The following is an 18,922-nucleotide window of genomic DNA, read 5'->3' as shown; positions in this document are numbered from 1 at the left end:
AATTTTGCAGTAAAACTAAACTTATCCTATTGATAATCAATGATGCGATGAAAAACTGACATGTTGCCGATAGAAGTTTACCAGTATATTGCCTTAAATTTCGGCCTGCTTATTTTAGCGGCATGGTTTTATATTCTGTTATTGATATTAAGAGAGTTTAGAAAATTCGCAGGCGTGTTCATGAATAATCAAACAAACAGTCCAGAGTCAAATGAGGTGGTGGCCTTATGCAAAGACTCAGTAGAGCGGGCAACACAATTTAACAACCAACATGAGCAAACCATCACCGAACTCCTTCACGTACAAGCAAATCTTGAAAACCAGCTGGCCCAGATCCGCGCATCCACAGCAGACCATATCACCAAAGAAGAACAAGCCTCTATAAACGAGCTCAATAAAAAACTATCCCGTTCTCAAAAGCTAATTAAACGACTCAAAGGAGATTTAGACATGAGCGGTAAAAAGCTCAAATATGCAAAAACAAAATTAGAAGATCAGTTTCAGTCGGTAGGTAGCCTCAAACAAGAAAACACCGATTTACAAAAAGAAATCGAGCAATTAAAAACTCAAATGAAGTCTGTGCAAGTCAGTGAACATTCACCAAATGAGCAAGAAATTCAAGCTTTAGTACAACAATATGAACGACAAATAGCAGAGCAAAACCAACTCATTGATCAACTCTCTGTTGATTTACCTGAGCCATCAGGTGATATAGATACCAAAGCTCTCGAAACGGAATTACAACAAGCCAAGCAAAAAATTAAACACCTAACTAAGGAAAACAAGTTTATTGAAAGTCGCTATCTTGAGGCCGTAAAGCAATCTGAACCCAATAACGGAAACACGTAGCAGGGCTGTTCAAGCATTAAAAAGGAGCCGAAGCTCCTTTTTGTAGCACTATCTTGCCCGCTTGTTACTTAGCACACTGACCAACAGAGCTGGTAAGAAAGTTAAACTAAGCAACATCGAGAACACGATACCGCATAGTACAATGATACCTACACCGCGATATAACTCTGTGCCATCGCCAGGAATAAAGACCAGTGGTGCAAGACCAAATAATGTGGTCGCTGTCGACATCAAAATTGGCTTTAATCGCGTCGCTACGGCTTGTTTAACTGCCGTGACAACCTCCATCCCTTGGTCAACAATCAACTTACGGGTTTGATCAACAATTAAGATTGGGTTGTTTACCACCGTACCTAATAAAATCAAGAAACCCAGCATGGTGATCATGTCAAAAGGTTGATGGAATGGCGTCATACCAAAGTTAGCTAATAACGCATTGACGCCGTTAACCGAAATCAAGCCTAGTAAGCCACCAGCCATGCCTAGCGGCACGGTTGCCAGAATAAACAACGGGTAGCGCCAGTGTGTGAAAATAGCCACCAGCAGCAAGTAGCTCAGTACCAGCGCAACAACAAAGTTACTCGATAGCGACGCTTGAGTTGCTTCTAGCTGATCAGCCGCACCACTGATAGACAGTTTAGTGCCCTGAGCGATTTTACCTTGCTGCCATAACGTAGGCAGTAACTCAGTACGGACTATTTCTTCAGCGGTTTCCAGAGCCACATCTCTTGGCGGAATGATATAAACAGTCACGGTTCTTTTGCCGTCTACTCGACGCAAACTATCACTGTTTTTACTCTCAACCAAATCAGCTAACGCGCTCAAAGGCAGCACATCACCCGACGGTGTCACAATGGGTGACGTCGCTAATTGCTCAATGGTCTGCTTTTCTTTTTGATGGCTAAAGATAAACATATCTATTTTGTCATCATTCAAAATAAACTCATCAACATAAGCGCCATCACTGAGTGATGAAATCGTATAGCCAAACTCATTTGAACTAATACCAAGTTCAGCCAGCCTTTGCCATTTCGGTTTAATTTCAATCAAAGGCTGATCTAGACTCAGCGCCCGCGGATCTGAGTTAATTTGAGGGTTATCAAACGTAACTTGAGCCTGCTCGTAAACAGCCTCAGCTGCGCGATATAAATCGGTTAAATTACTACCCGCGATATCTACTGCGACTGCTCTTGTACCACCATCATTACTCGAGATAATTGAACCCCTTGCCGAGAACGCACGCATATTGTCATAACTTCTAAACTTAGCAGTAATGGCATCCATCATCGCTTGGATATTATCAGGGTCGGTCGGTGCACTTAAAAACCAAATACGACCAATTGACACAGACATAGAGTAATATGCCAATGGCGGCATGTCCGTTTCACCGTTATCAAATGCGTCACTCGGCGCGTTGATATGACCGTTAAAATACACTCTCAACTCATCACCTATCTCTTTCATTTCAGATAGGTTGTAACTTGGCGGCGCAATCATCATAGAAAACGCTTTTGGCTCTTCACCTTCCGGTAAATATTCAGCTGCTGGCATCAAAGCATAAGCCGCCCCTAAAATGACAACGACGAAGCCTACGGTAATACCGGTCGCGCGCGATTTGGATGCAACACAAAAAGACACCAAAGCCAGCCAACGCTTTGACAAGGTAACCGTTTTCACTTCCTCTTTGCGATTAGGTAAGTTAGCAAGTGTCGTCGGAACAATGAAAATAGCCACCAACATTGAAGCGATAATCGCGGAAGACACCGCGATGGCAATGTCCGAATAAAGCTGCCCAGCTTCTTGCTCAACAAATAAAATCGGTGCAAACACCAAGACAGTCGTCGCCGTGGACGCCAATACCGCAGGCCAAACTTCCTTCACCCCTTTAATGGCAGCATGTAACTTACTGGTACCGCGTTTATTCGCTTGCACAATGGCTTCAAGTACAACAATGGTGTTATCTACCGTCATACCAATTGCAAATGCTACACCCGCCAATGAGATCACGTTGATAGTACGATCGAACAGTGTTAAACCAAGAAATGCTGCAACGGTACAAATAGGAATACCAATCACACCGACCAAAGTAGCCCTCCCTGATCGCAGGAATAAAAACATCACTAAGGTCGCAAGCAATGCACCCAAGGCTAAGTTAGTCCACACATTTTTAAGTGAGCTTTCAACATACTGAACATCGTCACTCATCAAGATAAGCTCTAGGCCATTTTGTGCCAACAGTTCCTGATTAATCTGCTCAATCACAGGTAACATCTGCTGTTTGATATCAATCACATTTGAGCCGCTTTCACGACGTACAGATAACCTAAGCGTACGCTCACCGTCAGAATAGGAAATGCCACGAAGTTCAAAGTGATCGAGTGAAATAACCGCCACATCTTTAAGCTTAGTGGTGATCCCATCTTGCTCTGAGATGATTAAATCTTCAAGTTCGTTGAGTTGCTCAAAACGACCCACCATACGCAATAAATATCGACTCGGGCCGCTTTCAATATCGCCCGCCGAAGCATCGCGGTTACGCGCTCGAATTGCACTTCTTAAATCAGTCACACTCAAGCCACGCTGTGCTAATCGGCTTGGATCAACATTGATTTGAATTTGTCTTGCTGCACCGCCACCAACACCCACTTCTGAGACGCCTTGAACACTCTCCATTCGCGGTCTAACAAAATCTTCTGCAAAGTCACGCAACATATCTACGTCAAGATCAAGTGGATTACCTGTCTGAGGTTTAAGTACAAAATGCATGAATGCATTAGAAGAGAACGAACTAGAATAAAGCCTAGGTTGATCTACGTTTTCAGGATAACCGGGCACCTGACTTAAGGCATTGTTGACTCTAATGAGCGCATCGTTAACATCAACACCAAATGGAAATTCTAGCTGTATTCTCGCCGACCCCATTTGCGAATATGACACCATGCGTTTTAAGTTAGACAAACTACGTAAATATCGCTCCTGCTCCACAAGGATTTCTTTTTCAACATCCTGAGGTGTCGCACCAGGCCAGCCAGTCTGAACTGTAATAGTTCGAACTTCTAGATCAGGGATCATCTGTACGGGAATTTTAAGCGCAGTTACCAAACCCAAGATACATATGATTAAAGAGATAACGGCAACCAATGTGCCACGCTTTACGGCGCTTTCAATCATATCAACTAACCCTTATTCACAGAAATTTCACTGCCATTTTTAAGCAGCTGCACAGCTGTTGTAATAATGGGTGCGGTTAATACACTGCTATTTCCTGATACAGCGGAGATCAGCACTTGCTCACCACGCTGCTCTAATAGTCTTACTGTGTGTCTTTGCGCCCTACCTTGATTATCAACAAATACACTCAGTCCACCATCCGGATGATATTTAAGGGCCGACTTTGGCACCCAAACAGCCTGAGTGCCGGTACTTGGTAATTCGAATTCAGCTTGCGCAGACATACCAGCGACAAATCCAGCTTGCTGTGGCACCTCTATATGTACTACAAAGCTGCGAGTCCCCGCATTGATCACAGGGACAACCGCCTGAACTTGGCCTTTAAGCAGCTTACTTTGATCGTGGTCAGGAATAATATTAAGCGATTGAATTTGATTGTTTGAAAAAGCGCTAATGTACTCTTGCGGCACAGCGACGTTAAGCCTTAAATCCTCTGAAGAAACCAAGGTAAAAGTATGCGTCTGAGTGGTTACCCACTCACCCAAATCCACATTACGCTTCATCACTACACCCTCAAATGGCGCGAATAGCGTCTGTCTTCTCAATGACTCTTTATTAACAGCCAAGTTTGCTTTCGTTTTTGCAAGCTCAGCTTTAGCGGCAGCCACACTAGCACGTCGCTCGGCCAATAAGGTTGGCGCAACAAACTGCTTTTTAGACAGCGATTCTACTTCTTCTAGCTGTCGTTTTGCCTCCAATAATGCAACATCTGCAGCCGACACGGACGCTTCACTTTGTTCCAACTCGAGTTTCGCTAAAGTTGGATCAAGCCGCAGTAACGCCTGACCTCGCTTAACTACATCACCTACTTCTACCATTAATTCATTCACTACGCCTGCTTCTAGGCTAGCAAGGGTTGCATTTTGGGATGCCTCAACAGTACCACTCAACGCTAATTTATTTTTATATTGAAGATCCTTGGCTTGAAAAACCGCGACTTCTACTGGCGCACTCCAAGTTGGTGCTGACCACGCCGCAAATACGGACATAGCAACAACGGATACAAACGCAGGCATACAACGCATTTTTACACCTCAAATGATAATTGTTTTTAAACAAGATACACTGAATGAGTTTGTCTAACGCGCAAATTGCGACAAACTCACTAATCTAACGGACGATAATCTAATTATGGTTTTAGAGTGTAATACTCATGTTACAAAAACCCGCTCCACACATATAAATTATCGACGTGTTATATACGTTAACGGTTGATAAAACGCTTAATTCAGTGCTGATACTAATGTCTTTCCATCTCCATCCACCTTGGACATCAATTTCAGTCCTAAAATACTGGCAACAGTAGGGTAAATATCTAAATTATTGACTTCTGGAAGTTTAACCCCTTTTTTAAACGCAGGTCCGATAGCAACAAAGGTCGCGGCCAAATCTTTTGAGTAAGGATATCCGTGCGCACCAACGTAATCGATTTTCTCATGGGTGCCAAATGCATACGGTGGAAATGCTTCAATGATGATGTCTGCCGTTGTGTCATCAATCTTAACACCTCTTGACTGTAAAGTTGTATTATTTAACACTTCAAAGCGGCCTTCACTTTGCGCGCTCAAAGATAACTTTAAGCGAGTTATATCCACCTCCGAATTTGTTTTTTTGTAAAGGTGTGTGCGAGTGCCGCCATTTTTGACATAAAAGTGCTCTAAATTAAAGCCAAGTTTATCTAAAATAATGGTTTTTTCGGGCTCAACAGACACCATGCCATGATCAGATACCAGCACCAGATTCACATCATGATCCACCTCTGTTTTAAGCCTGCTCCACAACTGCCCAATTAGCTTATCTACCTCTTGTACAGCTTGATAAGTCTCTGCTGCATCAGGGCCAAAGTCATGTCCCATATCATCAACCAATGAAAAGTATCCCGCAACAAATCTTGGTCTTTGCGACTTTTCAAGCTTTAACCAATCAATAATTTGGTCTATGCGCTTTTGATAGTTACCTTTTTTGGCGTAACGCATATAATAACTGGGTGTCCTGCCGTTAAAACGTGCCTCAGATTCTGGCCAAAAATACGTTGCAGCTTTGACCCCCTGCATCTCGGCTAAATTCCAAAGTGGTATACCACTTAGCCAAGTACTGTCTTTGGTACCTTGGCCCATTTTGTAACATTCTTGACGACGCTTATCGCAGAAATAATTGTCGATAATGCCATGATTTGAGGGCAATAAACCTGTGACGATTGAAATATGATTGGGAAATGTTTTGGTCGGATAAACAGGGCGCATATGACTCGCCCGTACGCCGCTTTTAGCTATCATCGCAATGTTTTTTGCATCATGCTTTTCAATATAATCCCAGCGAAAGCCATCAAGAGAAAATAGTACAACACTTTGCTCGTCTTCTTGCGCTAAAGTATTAAATGAAAAAAATGTAAATAAAATAGCAGTCAGTGTTTTTTTTGAACAGGCCATCCAAAACCTCAAAAATAAAAAATTTTTGTGATTTTATCTTTTTAAAATGACAAATTAAAAAGGCATGAGGTAAAAAGCGCACATTTGAGATATATAACCAATTATGCGCATTAAGACTAAAAAATCGCTAATATATTTTTATCTTTACTCGTTCAATATGATAATTAAATGAGCTTTTGGGTTATCTCCCCCATACCATTAATAAGCTTAACTTTGGCCATTGCACCATTAATAATAGTTAAATTAGGTGCTTGATGACTAATATCGACATCATATAAAATCGGTATTTCAAGGTCTCCTAGCGCTTGTTTTAAAGCCATGAGATCATCATAGCCTTCGCCCCGTTTACCCTCTGCTGCAATATTACGCCCAATTAAAATGCCAGCGGCATATTTGAATGCACCTTTGAGTTTTAAACTTTGCAATGCACGAAAATACTGTGTTGGGGTAAGTTCGCCATTTTCGAAGTAATAAATCGTTGGTTCAAACTGATTTATCAATCGGTTATAAGGTGCAAAATAGTCTGTGCCATATAACACCATATGTGTATCTAAACACCCGCCAACTAAACGTCCTGAAAACTCAAGATCAGAGGCGTCAATACAACTTGTATTGAGTACTTTCCAACAGCTCGGCTCTGTTAAATTAAATGCGGCATTAGGATGTTTACTATAATCCGCATGCTGAGGCTCATAATGTGTTGCGGCGATCTGCTTAAACTCTGAACCAATTGAGGTTGCCAAATGAGTAAATACATTTGCAGTTAAATCATCAGTCTGATTCAAAGCTAACTGCATCAAGTTCGTACAGTGACAAGTTGCCCAGCCAAGCTTAGAGCTGATAGCACTCAATACCGTGCTAATATCAGAAAACCCTAGTAACCATTTTGGTCGGGCTTTCTCTAACTGCAGCCAATCTAAAAGCGGTAACAGCTCCATCGCCACCTCACCTCCCCATGGCGCCATAATCACATCAACACTATCATCAAGTAGAAATGCCATAAGCTCTGCCACACGCAGCTCTGTAGATGCACTCACGTGTAGTTGATTGTCACGCAAACATTGCCCCTCTACTACGTGGAACCCGCGTTTAGATAAATCATTTAACACAATATCTAATCGAGCATGGCATGCTTTAGGTACACCTGAAGAAAAAGCAGTAATGGCAATTCTGTTGCCGGGTTTTATGGCCGCTGGGTACAACATAAAAATTCCTGTTTATATTTCATATTTTTATTGAATATGTTTTGCTAATTAGCAACATAACATGTTGAATTTAAAACTAATCAAGTCAGCTCATAAAGTCAACTAAAAGCACAAAACTATCAAGGCTTCAATGCTGATGACGCTCAAGTTGCGTGCTTGCAACACAAATAAGTATTCCCCCCTGCAAACAGCATCATTTTTAGCGCCAGTTCACTAAATAACCTGTACGAATTCTGCACGTTTACTATGCTTACTGAACCCAATAAATATTCTCAAACCCTACACAGTTTGTATCGTGTGTTGCGGAGGAAAAAACCATGTTTTATTCAAGTAAAAGGATGCACCTCATACTAACTTGGGTGCTAGGTGTTAGTATTGCTGGCTGTGGAGGAGGAGGTTCTGATAGTGGCTCACCATCGACACCTTCTACACCATCGACACCTTCTACACCACAAAACGCCGCGCCATCGGTGACTATCAGTGGTGAAAACTCTATTCAAGAAAAGCAAGAAATCTCCCTCACGGCGCAAGCAACTGATAGCGATGGCACTGTTGATTCATTTTCATGGCAAATCGTTTCAGGTCCCTCGACGACACTATCAAACTCAACAACCAATGTAGTGACATTTACCACACCGGATATTTCAGAAGATTCAACAATGACACTGCGAGTCACTGTGACTGATGATGACAATGCAACCACAAGTGCAGACTTTAACCTAAACGTCACCAGAATAGTGAAGTCAGTAACCATTACAGGTCTAGTCACTGACGAGCCAATCCCCAATGCTGCACTCACCATATTTGTTGGCGACCAGAGTTTTGAATTATCCGCCGATGAAACAGGAACCTATAATTATCAGCTTGATGTGGATGAGTCCATGGTTGACGACTTGGTTAGAATAAGAGCAAAAGGCGGTAGCACTCAATCTGAAGTAGAATTTTATTCTCAGCTCCCTAGCTTTTCATCAATCGAGACACAAGCTGGCGACGATGGCGTCCTAAACAAAGACGACAATTTTGGCGTGAACATCACCAATGTGACAACTTCTGAATATGCATTGATCACTCGAGAAGCGGGTACTCCGCAAAGTGAAACATCACTTAACAATGCCCTGGTAGGTATTGATGCCGACGAAAAACTTACGCTCGCTGCTTTAATTAAGATTGTGGTCGATGGTGAAGGCGATAATGCCTTTAGTTTGCCTGAAGGGGTTAACTCAACATTTGAGCTGGTATCAACACCAGCCGCGGTAGCAGAACTAACAGATACCATAAATGATAAAAACCCGACCTTAATTGAGAGTACTAAAAATAGCATTAAAGAAGATAGTGACTTAGTAGATAGCGGCCAATCGGATATCGTCGGAGACTACTTAATTGGTTCAACAAACGTCTTCGAACATCTCTTTTTCGAAGCGTCTTTTAATCAGGACAATACAGGGACTTTTGCCGATTACTCCAGTGGTGGCATGACTTGGTCACAGAATGAGAACGGCTTAGTCTCTTTAGTTTTTGAGTCAGGAATTATGGGTAAAACCTATGAATGTAAAGATACTAGTGGCAATAAATATAATTGCCACTATCGATACAAAAGCGGTTCATTTTCTATCTATGATGAAAACCCCATTGCCAAAGCTATTAGTATTACGTTCATCGGTGATGAGTACACAATGGACAGTACTGGGAATGAAATGCTAGTTAATAGCGACGTAAGTCGCAGTCATGAGCTGTCCATGATTGGTAAAACACAAACTATTACCCCAACCCAAAGCCAGTTTAGCGGAGACTGGTATGTTAATGCGCTGTACTATTCTGCATCGGGCAGTTTTGCAAGCAAGGTAACATTTAATCAAGATGGTACAGGCAGTGCCCAAATGCCTGACGACACATCTCGTACTTTAACTTGGTCAATTACAGATAACCTCCTTACCCTCACACTTGATAAAACAGACCTAATGGAAGCTAAGGCATTTAAATACTGGCTGATAAAACGTGTAGACTCAGGTTATCAATTCTGGGCAACCACAGATAAAACCGATACCGAGTTTTACAGAAGACGTTCAGGGCTAATGGTCCCTGAGCAAGCGGTTACATTGACAAACAATGATGTAATTGGCCGATTTAGATCATACCAAGGTGTCGCCGAACCTCACGGTTACTTTGTTGACAACTATGTTAACGGCACATCCTACAGATTTTTACTCAAAACGACAGAAACATGGTCGCATTCAGGCAGAACGCTCAATATCAAATCATATAGCTACAATACTTCAACAAACTTCACGCTAGTACATCAATGCCCCGAAGGTGCTACTACTGATATGTGCACATTAAACTGGAACCGACAGCTTGAAGTAATTGCTCAAAGTGGTAATACTTGGTATGTGAGAGAAAGCTACCCTACAGATAACTCAAGTATATCCAGCAGCTCCTATATACAACAGTTTAAAAAGACAGCCTCTACTGTTGATACATTTGAGTATACTTGGTTGAATGAGCGCTCTATGTACTTCATACAAGACATGCAGGTTCAAACCAATAAGTTTACTGCTCAAACAAATGAAGATGGCACTATAAAAAGGACTGTAACGACCAATAACATGGATACGGCTGACTACTCTATCTCAGACGGAAAACTCATAATAGATCAAATGGGCTCCGTTGGTGTTACAGAGATTCAAGATTTTGATAGAGATTACCTTAAAGTATGTGCATATGTGCAAGGCACTAACTGTGAGTTAGGTGAAGTCAGAAATCTTTATTTTGACAATAACGTCGCTTCTAGAAATATATATACGCCACCAGCCCCAATGCAATATGCAATTGATGGTGCTTGGTATCAACCTAGCTCACCAGAATTTGTCATCATCATTAGAGATGGCACTTGGGTGCATATGGAGCTCAAAACTGACAATGACCCGCAAGGCTTTGCCGGTTTGGAAATTGGCTCTCTGAGCTGGGATGAATCAACCGGCACCTTGCTAGTGAACAAAGTCGTAGACACCAATGGCGTATACGGATTTGATGAGAACTTAGCGCATAAGGCAACCGTGAATGGGAATACTATGACCCTGGAGGTTGAAGGCGAGTCTCCAATTACCTTTGAGCGCTTGTTAGATGAAAACGAGCCAAGAGTGGGCGGATTTGTAGAATACCCTCTCACAACCAGTCGAGTCTGGGTGTCAGTATTTTTGCCTGGCAATAAGTTTTTCGAAGCTGAGTACGACCCGGCAAACTCAGATGGCCCAGGGATCAACTATGGCTCATACGTTTATAATAACGATACGGGGTTAGCAACGCTGACTTTTGAAGTGAATCAACTTAATACTGACGATATTTCATTCTTTATGTATCAAGCAGGCCCTGATGTGATTCACTGGAAAGACATGGATGAGGTTGGTGCCGTCGTTCGCACCAAATCAAATAGTGAGCAACCCTATTTTGATAGCCATAAAATTGAATATGAGCGCTTTGCCCTAATTAATGGTGACAACACCTATTACGTTGATTTTAAAGTGGGTGGGACAGCGGACTTTGTCAGTAATGGACAAACTCGCTCATTCACATGGAAAGTCGTACTTGGACAACTCCATCTAACAGCAGTCACCCCGAGTGCAGGGCTCCAAGTAGAGGCATACGTTATCACACCTACCAGCATACTTGATGATGGTTGGAACGTCGATGTTATTAAACTAGAACACCCTCTTGATTCATCCAACAATGACAGTCCAGATAATCACTCTAGATTTAGCGATAGCATGCGTCGTTAAATAAACTCCCCCTTATGAGCGCGCGGCCAACTGTGTCGCGCTTTTTTATGCATCACAGGTATGTATTTTGCTTAATTTTATGTAATTGCAATGGATGGTTGCTTGCTATGAATCTAACACCTGAAGAACTCAAACTACTTCATGAAGTAGAAACAAGCCACTTAAATGAAAACGACAGCTTATTGCAGCAAAATAACAGCATAGAACAGCTGAAAAAGCGCATTTACCAATTATGGTTGGTAGAGCCCCTCGCGCTTTATTTAGCGCACAATCAATACTTTGCAAAGAAATCATGCATCGACAGTATTTTATTGGGAGAAGAGACATATCACAATGATATAAACGAGCATAAAATCACAACGCTGTTGACGCTTATAAACAAGCTTCCAGACATTGTTGATACAAGCAAATGCCCCAGAAGCTGGCGCTTTTATCCATCCCCCTCAATTACGTTTTCTCTGACCTACCCTAAAATTATTTGCCAAGTTCAAAGTCTATCATTGTCAGGGGCCTGTGTTGCCGCATTCCCTTTGAGTGGTGCAGAACATGTGAAGTACTTCGCAAAAAAACATGCATACCTTGAGCTGTCTGACAACTTACATATCCATGTCTATATAGAGCGTGCAATAGCACGTAATCAAAACTATATCGCACTGCAGTTTAATCATCATACAAGGGAAAACCCAATGTTAAAGTTGCTCATACTCAGTCATTATTTAAACTCAAAAATCAAATCCTAAAGGCGGCAATTCCCTGCCGCTAGTCACGCTTCTGAGTTAAACGGTTTGATAAAGCACTCTCAGAGCCAATAACAGAAACGCGATACCCAAGACTTTGGAAATCACCCCTTGCTTTGATCCTAAATTAAAACGCTTTGTCGCTGATGATGCAGCAACTGACACAAATACAAACCATATTGCATCTATAATGAATACCGTAAAACACATCAAGAAAGCGAGTGTAAATGTCATCGTTTCTGGATCGATGAACTGTGAAAATAGTGCAACAAAAAATATTGCAGTTTTAGGATTCACGAATGCTACAGTGAAGCCTTCTCTCGCAGCTGACACCCAATCGGTTGTCGCTTTGTCTATTGCTTCATTCCCATTTGACTCTGATGGCTTACTAGTCAATATTTTAAAACCGAGATAAGCCAAGTATGCAGCACCAAAATACAACAGTAGTGTATAAACAGTCGGAAACTGTGCAATCAAGCTTGCGAGACCAAGTACAGAAAGCGCTGCATAGCTACCTACACCAAAGGCATGGGCAATGCTTGCTGATATTCCGGCAGCTGGGCCACTGTTCATACTATGCTTGAGCACCACTGCCAAGCTTGGTCCAGGTGACATAGCGCCCAATGTACAAATTAGCGCTAAACTCAGCCATGCTGATAATTCCATATTTACCTCCGCAGAATTTCAGCCGCGAGTTTACCTAAAATAGCCTAGGATTGTGAACAACAATTTACTCTCAGTGGTCACTTTAGCAATACGTTATGCCTTAACCTTTTCGCAAATATTCGCTAAGCAACAACCTGATTACAACCACTGCATTAAGATACATCAATAAGCCCTCTCATCTGAGAAAGCTTTTCACTATGGGCAGTCAAACGGTAACTATAATTGTTACAAGAGGAGGGATGGTTAATTATGTGCTAGTGCATATATTGAAGCTAAATAAGAATAGGTTTTTAAGTTAACTCGTCCTAAACTTGCTCATAAATTATAGATAGAATTTTCTAATCTAGACCCTGTTATCACACAATATTTTAGTGTTCAGCTCATTAAGTTTATCATAAAGCACTGCCTAAAAGAGAAGATGTAAAAGCCAATACGAAAACACAATAATGATTGGTAAGTTAATTCGTCTTAGACAACAATGTGTGCATATAATAAAGTTCAAAATAGCAGATGCTCTGGTAAAAATCCGATGTAACAGACCAATCGTTCCCTAAAACATCTTTTTAAAAAAATAGTTAGAACTATAGAACACTGGATAACATAAGCATACTTTTGATTTGCTCAGCAATTAGCACAAGTATTAACACTATACTTTCGCTTTAGTCGAGAGTCCTTGAAAATGACCAACCATATGTTTCTGACATGAATTTTCAAAAAGTTCTAATGGTATACTTGCTATTTTAGGCTCATTTTTCTTTTTATATGCAATCTCAATATGTTTATGCTCTATTTTTACTACTTCAATATCACTGTACTGAATTGTCTCCCTCACTCCAAGAGGTACCAACTTAAGCTCTGCAAATGTTGGAAAAAGCTTTACAGGCTTGTGATTAACATAAGCTGTGTAGTTTAAACTGTATATGACTCCAAATACGATCAGGTAACCAAGTATATTAACGCCACTCAACAAGCCTGCTATACCAAATATAATGGATAGCCCGCCAATAAATGGCATCACAGTGACACCCCAAAAGACTTTCTTTTTATAAACATGCAGTGGTAACTGCTTAGCTTCATCGCCCATATTAAATTCCTTTTTCCCTCACCCTCTCACCATAAATAAGGGGTCATTTTGACCCCTTCGATGCGTCACCAAGGACCAGCTTTTAACAAGAAAAGAGCTGAGTTTTTAAATTGCAAACCAACTTCAAAAATAGTTATTCGCGTAGTGTGGCTTTTCTAGCGCTGGCAGGTAGCTTATGGGAATCTAGGCAATTTGGTCAATTTACTTTTTTTCATCGTTTTTGTCGCATATCACCACTTGCAATATCATCTGGAAATAACCAGACACCAGCTACACTTACCTTTCACTTTTCTTTTGTCTTTTGGACTATGCAGACAAGTCTACTTCTTTTTTACCCTATAAATGTACAAAGGGTAGTTTAAGTAATTCAAAGGCGTCAAAACATCTCAACTAATCAAAAGACAAAAATCAAAGCCAGATTACGGCAACAATATGCATAACTCTCTATGGTATGTCTTTTATTTAAAAAAATATCTATACAAGAAGGTTAAAAATGATATTACATTCAGGCTCCCAAAGTATTGCCATACAACCTAAAACATATAACACTATCCCAGCTAAAGCTGTAACTGAAACACTCGCCAAACAAGCGCTTCAAAGTTCCTCCCCATCTGGTAAATTAGAGCATGGTGGAGATACTCTTATCCCCCATGTTGAAGAAAATGCTGAGTTTGCAAAAAAATGGCGAAAGACGCCGCGCACACACCCTACAAACCATTGATTTATATACCTAAACCACCTTATCTTAAAGGTAGTTCCATCTATGAACAATAGAAAAATCCCCCTTTGAACTTGATAAAAAAGCAACCGAAGTAACAGAGCAAAGAGTAAAGCTATATGAAAGAATGAAGTAAAAATGCGAATCTGAAACGTATATCTAAAAGAGCTTATGGCATTCAACTACTCACTTACCATAGACTAGCAAGTAGAACCTGACATACTCAAGGTTAAAGAGTACGCCTGACTATATGCTTGATTTACGCTTTAAAATTAGAAATGTCTCACATAAAAATATAAACATTGAAAAATACACATTTTATATTAATAATTTTTACAGAAAAAATGGATGAAATCTCTGAAAAAGAAACTATAACTCGACACAACATCAAAAAATTAATTTAAAATAATCAAATAATGCAAGGTTTAATCACGATGCATGTGCTAAACCTTACATGAACTAAATTGAAAAAATTTTAATATATAACGGAAGATTTATATTTGATTAATACCAAGTAAATAAAAGCCGTCATATCCAAAGCACGCAAAAAAAGCATTTTAATCAGCGTGATAACCTAATCACAAAGGCGTCCGAATAGCGTTCTTGAATCGCTCTTGCACGACTACCCTCTACATACTCTTCCGGAACTGGGCTATACCTGATCCGCTCAATATGTATGCTTCCCTGACATGCTTGTTTTGTATTCAAAGAATCTTGCTCAAGTCCCTCAAGTGCAGCTAAGTCAACTTTTAAGTTTCCATCATCTTCAATATCATAAAAGTTTTCAACGATACTTTGCTCGTTTCCTTCTTTATTATTACACTTTATAGTTAGTACAGCGTCTAGCCGGGTATCCGTTGCGGTATCTGCAGTCCAATTAACATCAATAGCTTCATTTTTATCAAATGACTGATTTTTTTGCGGCGTCATTATCGTAAAGGGTGCAGGTAGTATAAGCTTTGTATTGATAACATCGTTTGTTTCTGATCTTGAGAAAGTTACCGTAAAATCAGTGTCTTTATCCGCAATGTTAAAAGTTGCTCGATAGTCAATATCTAAAAAACTATCATCAATTTTTAAGTCTTTAGTGGCGCCAGAAGCTGTGGCTTGAAGCTTATCCTTGTCTGACAGCTTTATGTTATTTCCGTTGCGAGAGCTTACATTTAGCTCAGCAATAACACGACTGTCTTCACCTTGCGAAGTGACATATATATCAGCCCAAATAGCATCCGTCTTAACATTGCTAGATTCCGTTGTTTCAGTTGAGCACCCAACCAGTGCTAGCATTGATAAAGGAATTACTGAAAGTATTTTAAGATTCATAAGTGTCCCTATATTCCGTGGTTCAATCTATCATATAGAGATTTGAGCAATGCTAAAATAGGTATTAACACTTTAAAACAATTTAGAAAGGCATTTTTGGTAAATAACTATTAGAAATAGAGAAAAATTAAAAAAGGTTAATAGAACATCCTTGTTCAGGTAAAAATCTAGTTCACTTTATTGGAACATTATGAATATAAAATGGATTTGTTCTGATAGCAATACAAAAATCAAAAGACCTTATAAATTCTAGCCAAAAGTAAGAAAGCAATATAAAACCAACATATACCTCTGCAAAACAGCGTGACCATTAAAGTAATCAAAAAGAACTTACAATATATAAAAAAAACATCTTAAAGTTGTATTGTTGAGTCTCAATATTTACTAGTAGTCAAAAACTCAACATCTTTTAGGGCATTTTTCCAATCTGGTTGGCTTGTAATATAGTCATTAGGCAACCCTCTATCTCTGCCTTCGTAATCACACACACCCTGAGGAAAAATACGCTGTAAAGTTTCAAAATGCTCAATTATATTTACTTTCCCATACATGCCTCTTTCTATTGCTTTTTTTACTGAGATCAGTGGACATTTGAACATAGCACCGTCCCAACCCCCTCCAGCTTCAATTCTACTCGTACTAAACATTGGGAAACGACTTTGACAAACGCCCTCGTCACGAGTATTCCATTGTCCATCAAAAACCCCTGCTCCTGCGCCATAAATACTTCCGTCTTTATTAAAACATGTATCTTGTAAAGATTCTGGTCTAGCGGAAATGATGCTTTGATTTGGTGCAGATTTTAAATTTGAAAGCCATGTATCCATCATTTCAAATGCTTGTTTTGTCGGGTCAAAGTCTTTATGTGCAACCCATATAACGTGGTTATTACTATGCCCTTTTACTGCTTGAATACGAAGTCGGCTATAAAAAGAAGCCGACATATGGTGCATATCAAGTTCGTTTTCTAAATAATGCCGTGCATCTATCACTGGAATGTCAATGTTACCAATAAACACTTGCCCAGATTTGTAGGCTTGATTCATTGCTTTAATCGAGCCGGCATGCCTTGGGGCAACTTCATCAATTGGAGTGGTGATATTGTGGTTCCCCCACAAGGTCAGCCAAATAGGTAATTTATGGCCAAATGGTAAAACAATTTCTTCTTGTTGCATCTGTTGCTGGGGCTTCCAACCGCCAATATGTGCATTTAAATGTAAAAACTCATCAAGTGTTATTTTTTCTGCTTTAAGCGCATTGAGTCCATACTGTACACCTACATTGTCCCAAGTACTTAAACCAAAACCATTTTTATCGATACCAAAAACATGCGACATATCTTGCCAATAACTCCATTTAGTCTCATCAACAACATGCTCTTTAAAGTGTTCTCTTATAAATCCCTGCTGAGGGTTGTTAATAAACGCTGATAACCCAAAATATCCATTAATGCACTCACTGCTTCCCTTTGGAAAACTAGGCACAAATCCTGACATTAACTGATTTATAGGCTGTAAAAAACCGCCTTTCTGAGGGAAGCCATTGATCGCATTCATCCCCTCAATAAGTCGCCGCCTCTCCCAATCTCGCCATGCATTTTTGTCGGCAGCCCTGAATGTAAAATAGTTATTTAACAAGTCACAATCTAACGCATAAGTCGTTTGCGTTATCATATCTGGATAGCTGTATAAGGGGATTAGTCCGTCGAGAATTCCTCGACTATTTTGAGCAATCAAGTATTGTGCTAGTCCACCACCAGAACCACCCACGCCAACAGTGTAAAGGGGCTTGCCATATAAACTCGTGAACTGTTTTTTAACACGTCGAGCAGTATCTTCAGCTAACAACATATTATAGGTATAACTGGTTTTATTTCCGCTAGAACTAATGACTGCGTATCCGTCAAGCAACTGCTGTGCTTGTCGAGTCATAACCCTAGAAGCTTTTTGTCTGCCTTGCCTAAACCCAATGCCAGATCCCCCATTAAACTGATAAATAAGTCGCTTATTCCATTTGCTTTTAGCTAACCTATCTCCCAATTCTGAGTTTTTTATCGGCATGATCAAGGTATAAATAAAGCGATTGATTGTTCCTTGCTCTACTCTAAATAGTGGCAGTGCAGTATGCTTCGCCGTTTCTACATCAGTGATCCTTGATGCTATATAACTGCCTTCTTTTTTGTGCAATGTATAATAATCAATGCGCGTTTTTACGCCGCAATCTTTGCTGTAGCCGATGACTTTATCGCTATCATAAACCGGAACCCCAAGCGCTTCGTGATTATCCACTTCGGGTTGGCCTAACTTTGAGTCTCGTGACATGCAGTAAAAAGGATACTGATTTGGGCCTGAGTATAAGCTCTCAGAAGGACCGATTGCACCAATGGCTATCGGGAACGAAAAATGCTCATTCGGTCTTTTGGTTTGAGAAATGTGGCCTTTTAGATCAAGTAGATAGTTATCTTTAGATTTGGCTGTGTTTTGAACAGCAAAGTGACGATCTTCATTTGTAATATTTTGGTATAACCAAAGCGTAAAGCCAGCACCAACCAGCAATAAAAAGATCAATATGAGCTTTTTTATCATACACACCTCTATGACTATACCGATACTTTAAGTTTAGAGTTGGTCTGACAGTTACGTTGTTATATGTTTGTTATTTAAGGTAAACTGAAAAAGATCAATAAATAAAACATGATATTACATGGTTATTCTTGAAGAGAAACTTATTTTAATATCCAAAATGGCCTGACCAAAAAACGAAAATTAACATTGCAAGCAGGCCATTAAACGCAGCTAAATAGTCAGTTTTTATTTATAAAAGGCTGATCTTCATTCGGTCGATGCTGTCTCATTATTGCACTCCATCGGTTTTTTCATCTGGTACGGGCCTTGTTGATCAAATAGG

The 18,922-nt window shown here is 40.2% G+C and carries 12 protein-coding genes; 4 read left to right on the top strand and 8 right to left on the bottom strand.

All coding sequences use genetic code 11. The features are described 5' to 3' along the window. Nucleotides 1-180 precede the first annotated feature (180 nt). Nucleotides 181-849, top strand: a complete 669-nt coding sequence (locus N477_RS19060; protein WP_155731959.1) for a chromosome partitioning protein ParA — start codon at nt 181-183, stop codon at nt 847-849. Nucleotides 850-897: 48 nt separating this feature from the next. Here the strand turns inward: N477_RS19060 and N477_RS19055 are convergent, their stop codons facing one another. From N477_RS19055 to N477_RS19040, 4 genes are all read right to left on the bottom strand, one after another. Further along, complete coding sequence (locus N477_RS19055) at nt 898-4,020, bottom strand: efflux RND transporter permease subunit (protein WP_063362692.1); 3,123 nt, start codon at nt 4,018-4,020, stop codon at nt 898-900. 5 nt (nt 4,021-4,025) lie between these two features. Then, the gene (locus N477_RS19050) at nt 4,026-5,105 is read right to left on the bottom strand and encodes an efflux RND transporter periplasmic adaptor subunit (protein ID WP_063362691.1); all 1,080 of its coding nucleotides are present in this window, start codon (nt 5,103-5,105) and stop codon (nt 4,026-4,028) included. A gap of 198 nt (nt 5,106-5,303) precedes the next feature. Then, complete coding sequence (locus N477_RS19045) at nt 5,304-6,509, bottom strand: ectonucleotide pyrophosphatase/phosphodiesterase (RefSeq protein ID WP_081216513.1); 1,206 nt, start codon at nt 6,507-6,509, stop codon at nt 5,304-5,306. 164 nt (nt 6,510-6,673) lie between these two features. Then, nucleotides 6,674-7,714: a S66 family peptidase gene (locus N477_RS19040; RefSeq protein WP_063362689.1), complete on the bottom strand. Its 1,041-nt coding sequence runs from the start codon at nt 7,712-7,714 to the stop codon at nt 6,674-6,676. Between the two features lie 317 nt (nt 7,715-8,031). On the opposite strand from N477_RS19040, the gene N477_RS19035 reads away from it, so the two are divergent. Beyond that, nucleotides 8,032-11,487 carry a PKD domain-containing protein gene (locus N477_RS19035; RefSeq protein ID WP_063362688.1) on the top strand — a complete coding sequence of 1,152 codons (3,456 nt, stop codon included), beginning with the start codon at nt 8,032-8,034 and terminating at the stop codon, nt 11,485-11,487. Between the two features lie 107 nt (nt 11,488-11,594). Continuing rightward, nucleotides 11,595-12,227, top strand: a complete 633-nt coding sequence (locus tag N477_RS19030; RefSeq protein WP_063362687.1) for a hypothetical protein — start codon at nt 11,595-11,597, stop codon at nt 12,225-12,227. A 36-nt stretch (nt 12,228-12,263) separates the two neighbouring features. Here the strand turns inward: N477_RS19030 and N477_RS19025 are convergent, their stop codons facing one another. Both N477_RS19025 and N477_RS19020 read right to left on the bottom strand, forming a co-directional pair. Beyond that, nucleotides 12,264-12,890 carry a LysE family translocator gene (locus N477_RS19025; RefSeq protein ID WP_063362686.1) on the bottom strand — a complete coding sequence of 209 codons (627 nt, stop codon included), beginning with the start codon at nt 12,888-12,890 and terminating at the stop codon, nt 12,264-12,266. A 646-nt stretch (nt 12,891-13,536) separates the two neighbouring features. Beyond that, complete coding sequence (locus N477_RS19020; RefSeq protein WP_063362685.1) at nt 13,537-13,974, bottom strand: hypothetical protein; 438 nt, start codon at nt 13,972-13,974, stop codon at nt 13,537-13,539. A gap of 493 nt (nt 13,975-14,467) precedes the next feature. Between N477_RS19020 and N477_RS19015 the strand changes: the two genes are divergently transcribed. After that, complete coding sequence (locus N477_RS19015) at nt 14,468-14,695, top strand: hypothetical protein (RefSeq protein WP_063362684.1); 228 nt, start codon at nt 14,468-14,470, stop codon at nt 14,693-14,695. A gap of 558 nt (nt 14,696-15,253) precedes the next feature. Here the strand turns inward: N477_RS19015 and N477_RS19010 are convergent. Next, nucleotides 15,254-16,015: a hypothetical protein gene (locus tag N477_RS19010; protein ID WP_063362683.1), complete on the bottom strand. Its 762-nt coding sequence runs from the start codon at nt 16,013-16,015 to the stop codon at nt 15,254-15,256. A 374-nt stretch (nt 16,016-16,389) separates the two neighbouring features. After that, nucleotides 16,390-18,600: a DUF6351 family protein gene (locus N477_RS19005; RefSeq protein WP_063362682.1), complete on the bottom strand. Its 2,211-nt coding sequence runs from the start codon at nt 18,598-18,600 to the stop codon at nt 16,390-16,392. Nucleotides 18,601-18,922: the final 322 nt, after the last annotated feature.

Source organism: Pseudoalteromonas luteoviolacea H33-S (assembly GCF_001625695.1).
Taxonomy (GTDB): Bacteria; Pseudomonadota; Gammaproteobacteria; order Enterobacterales; family Alteromonadaceae; genus Pseudoalteromonas; species Pseudoalteromonas luteoviolacea_B.
Note: the sequence above shows the minus strand (reverse complement) of the source record. Positions and strands in the feature narration are given on the sequence as shown.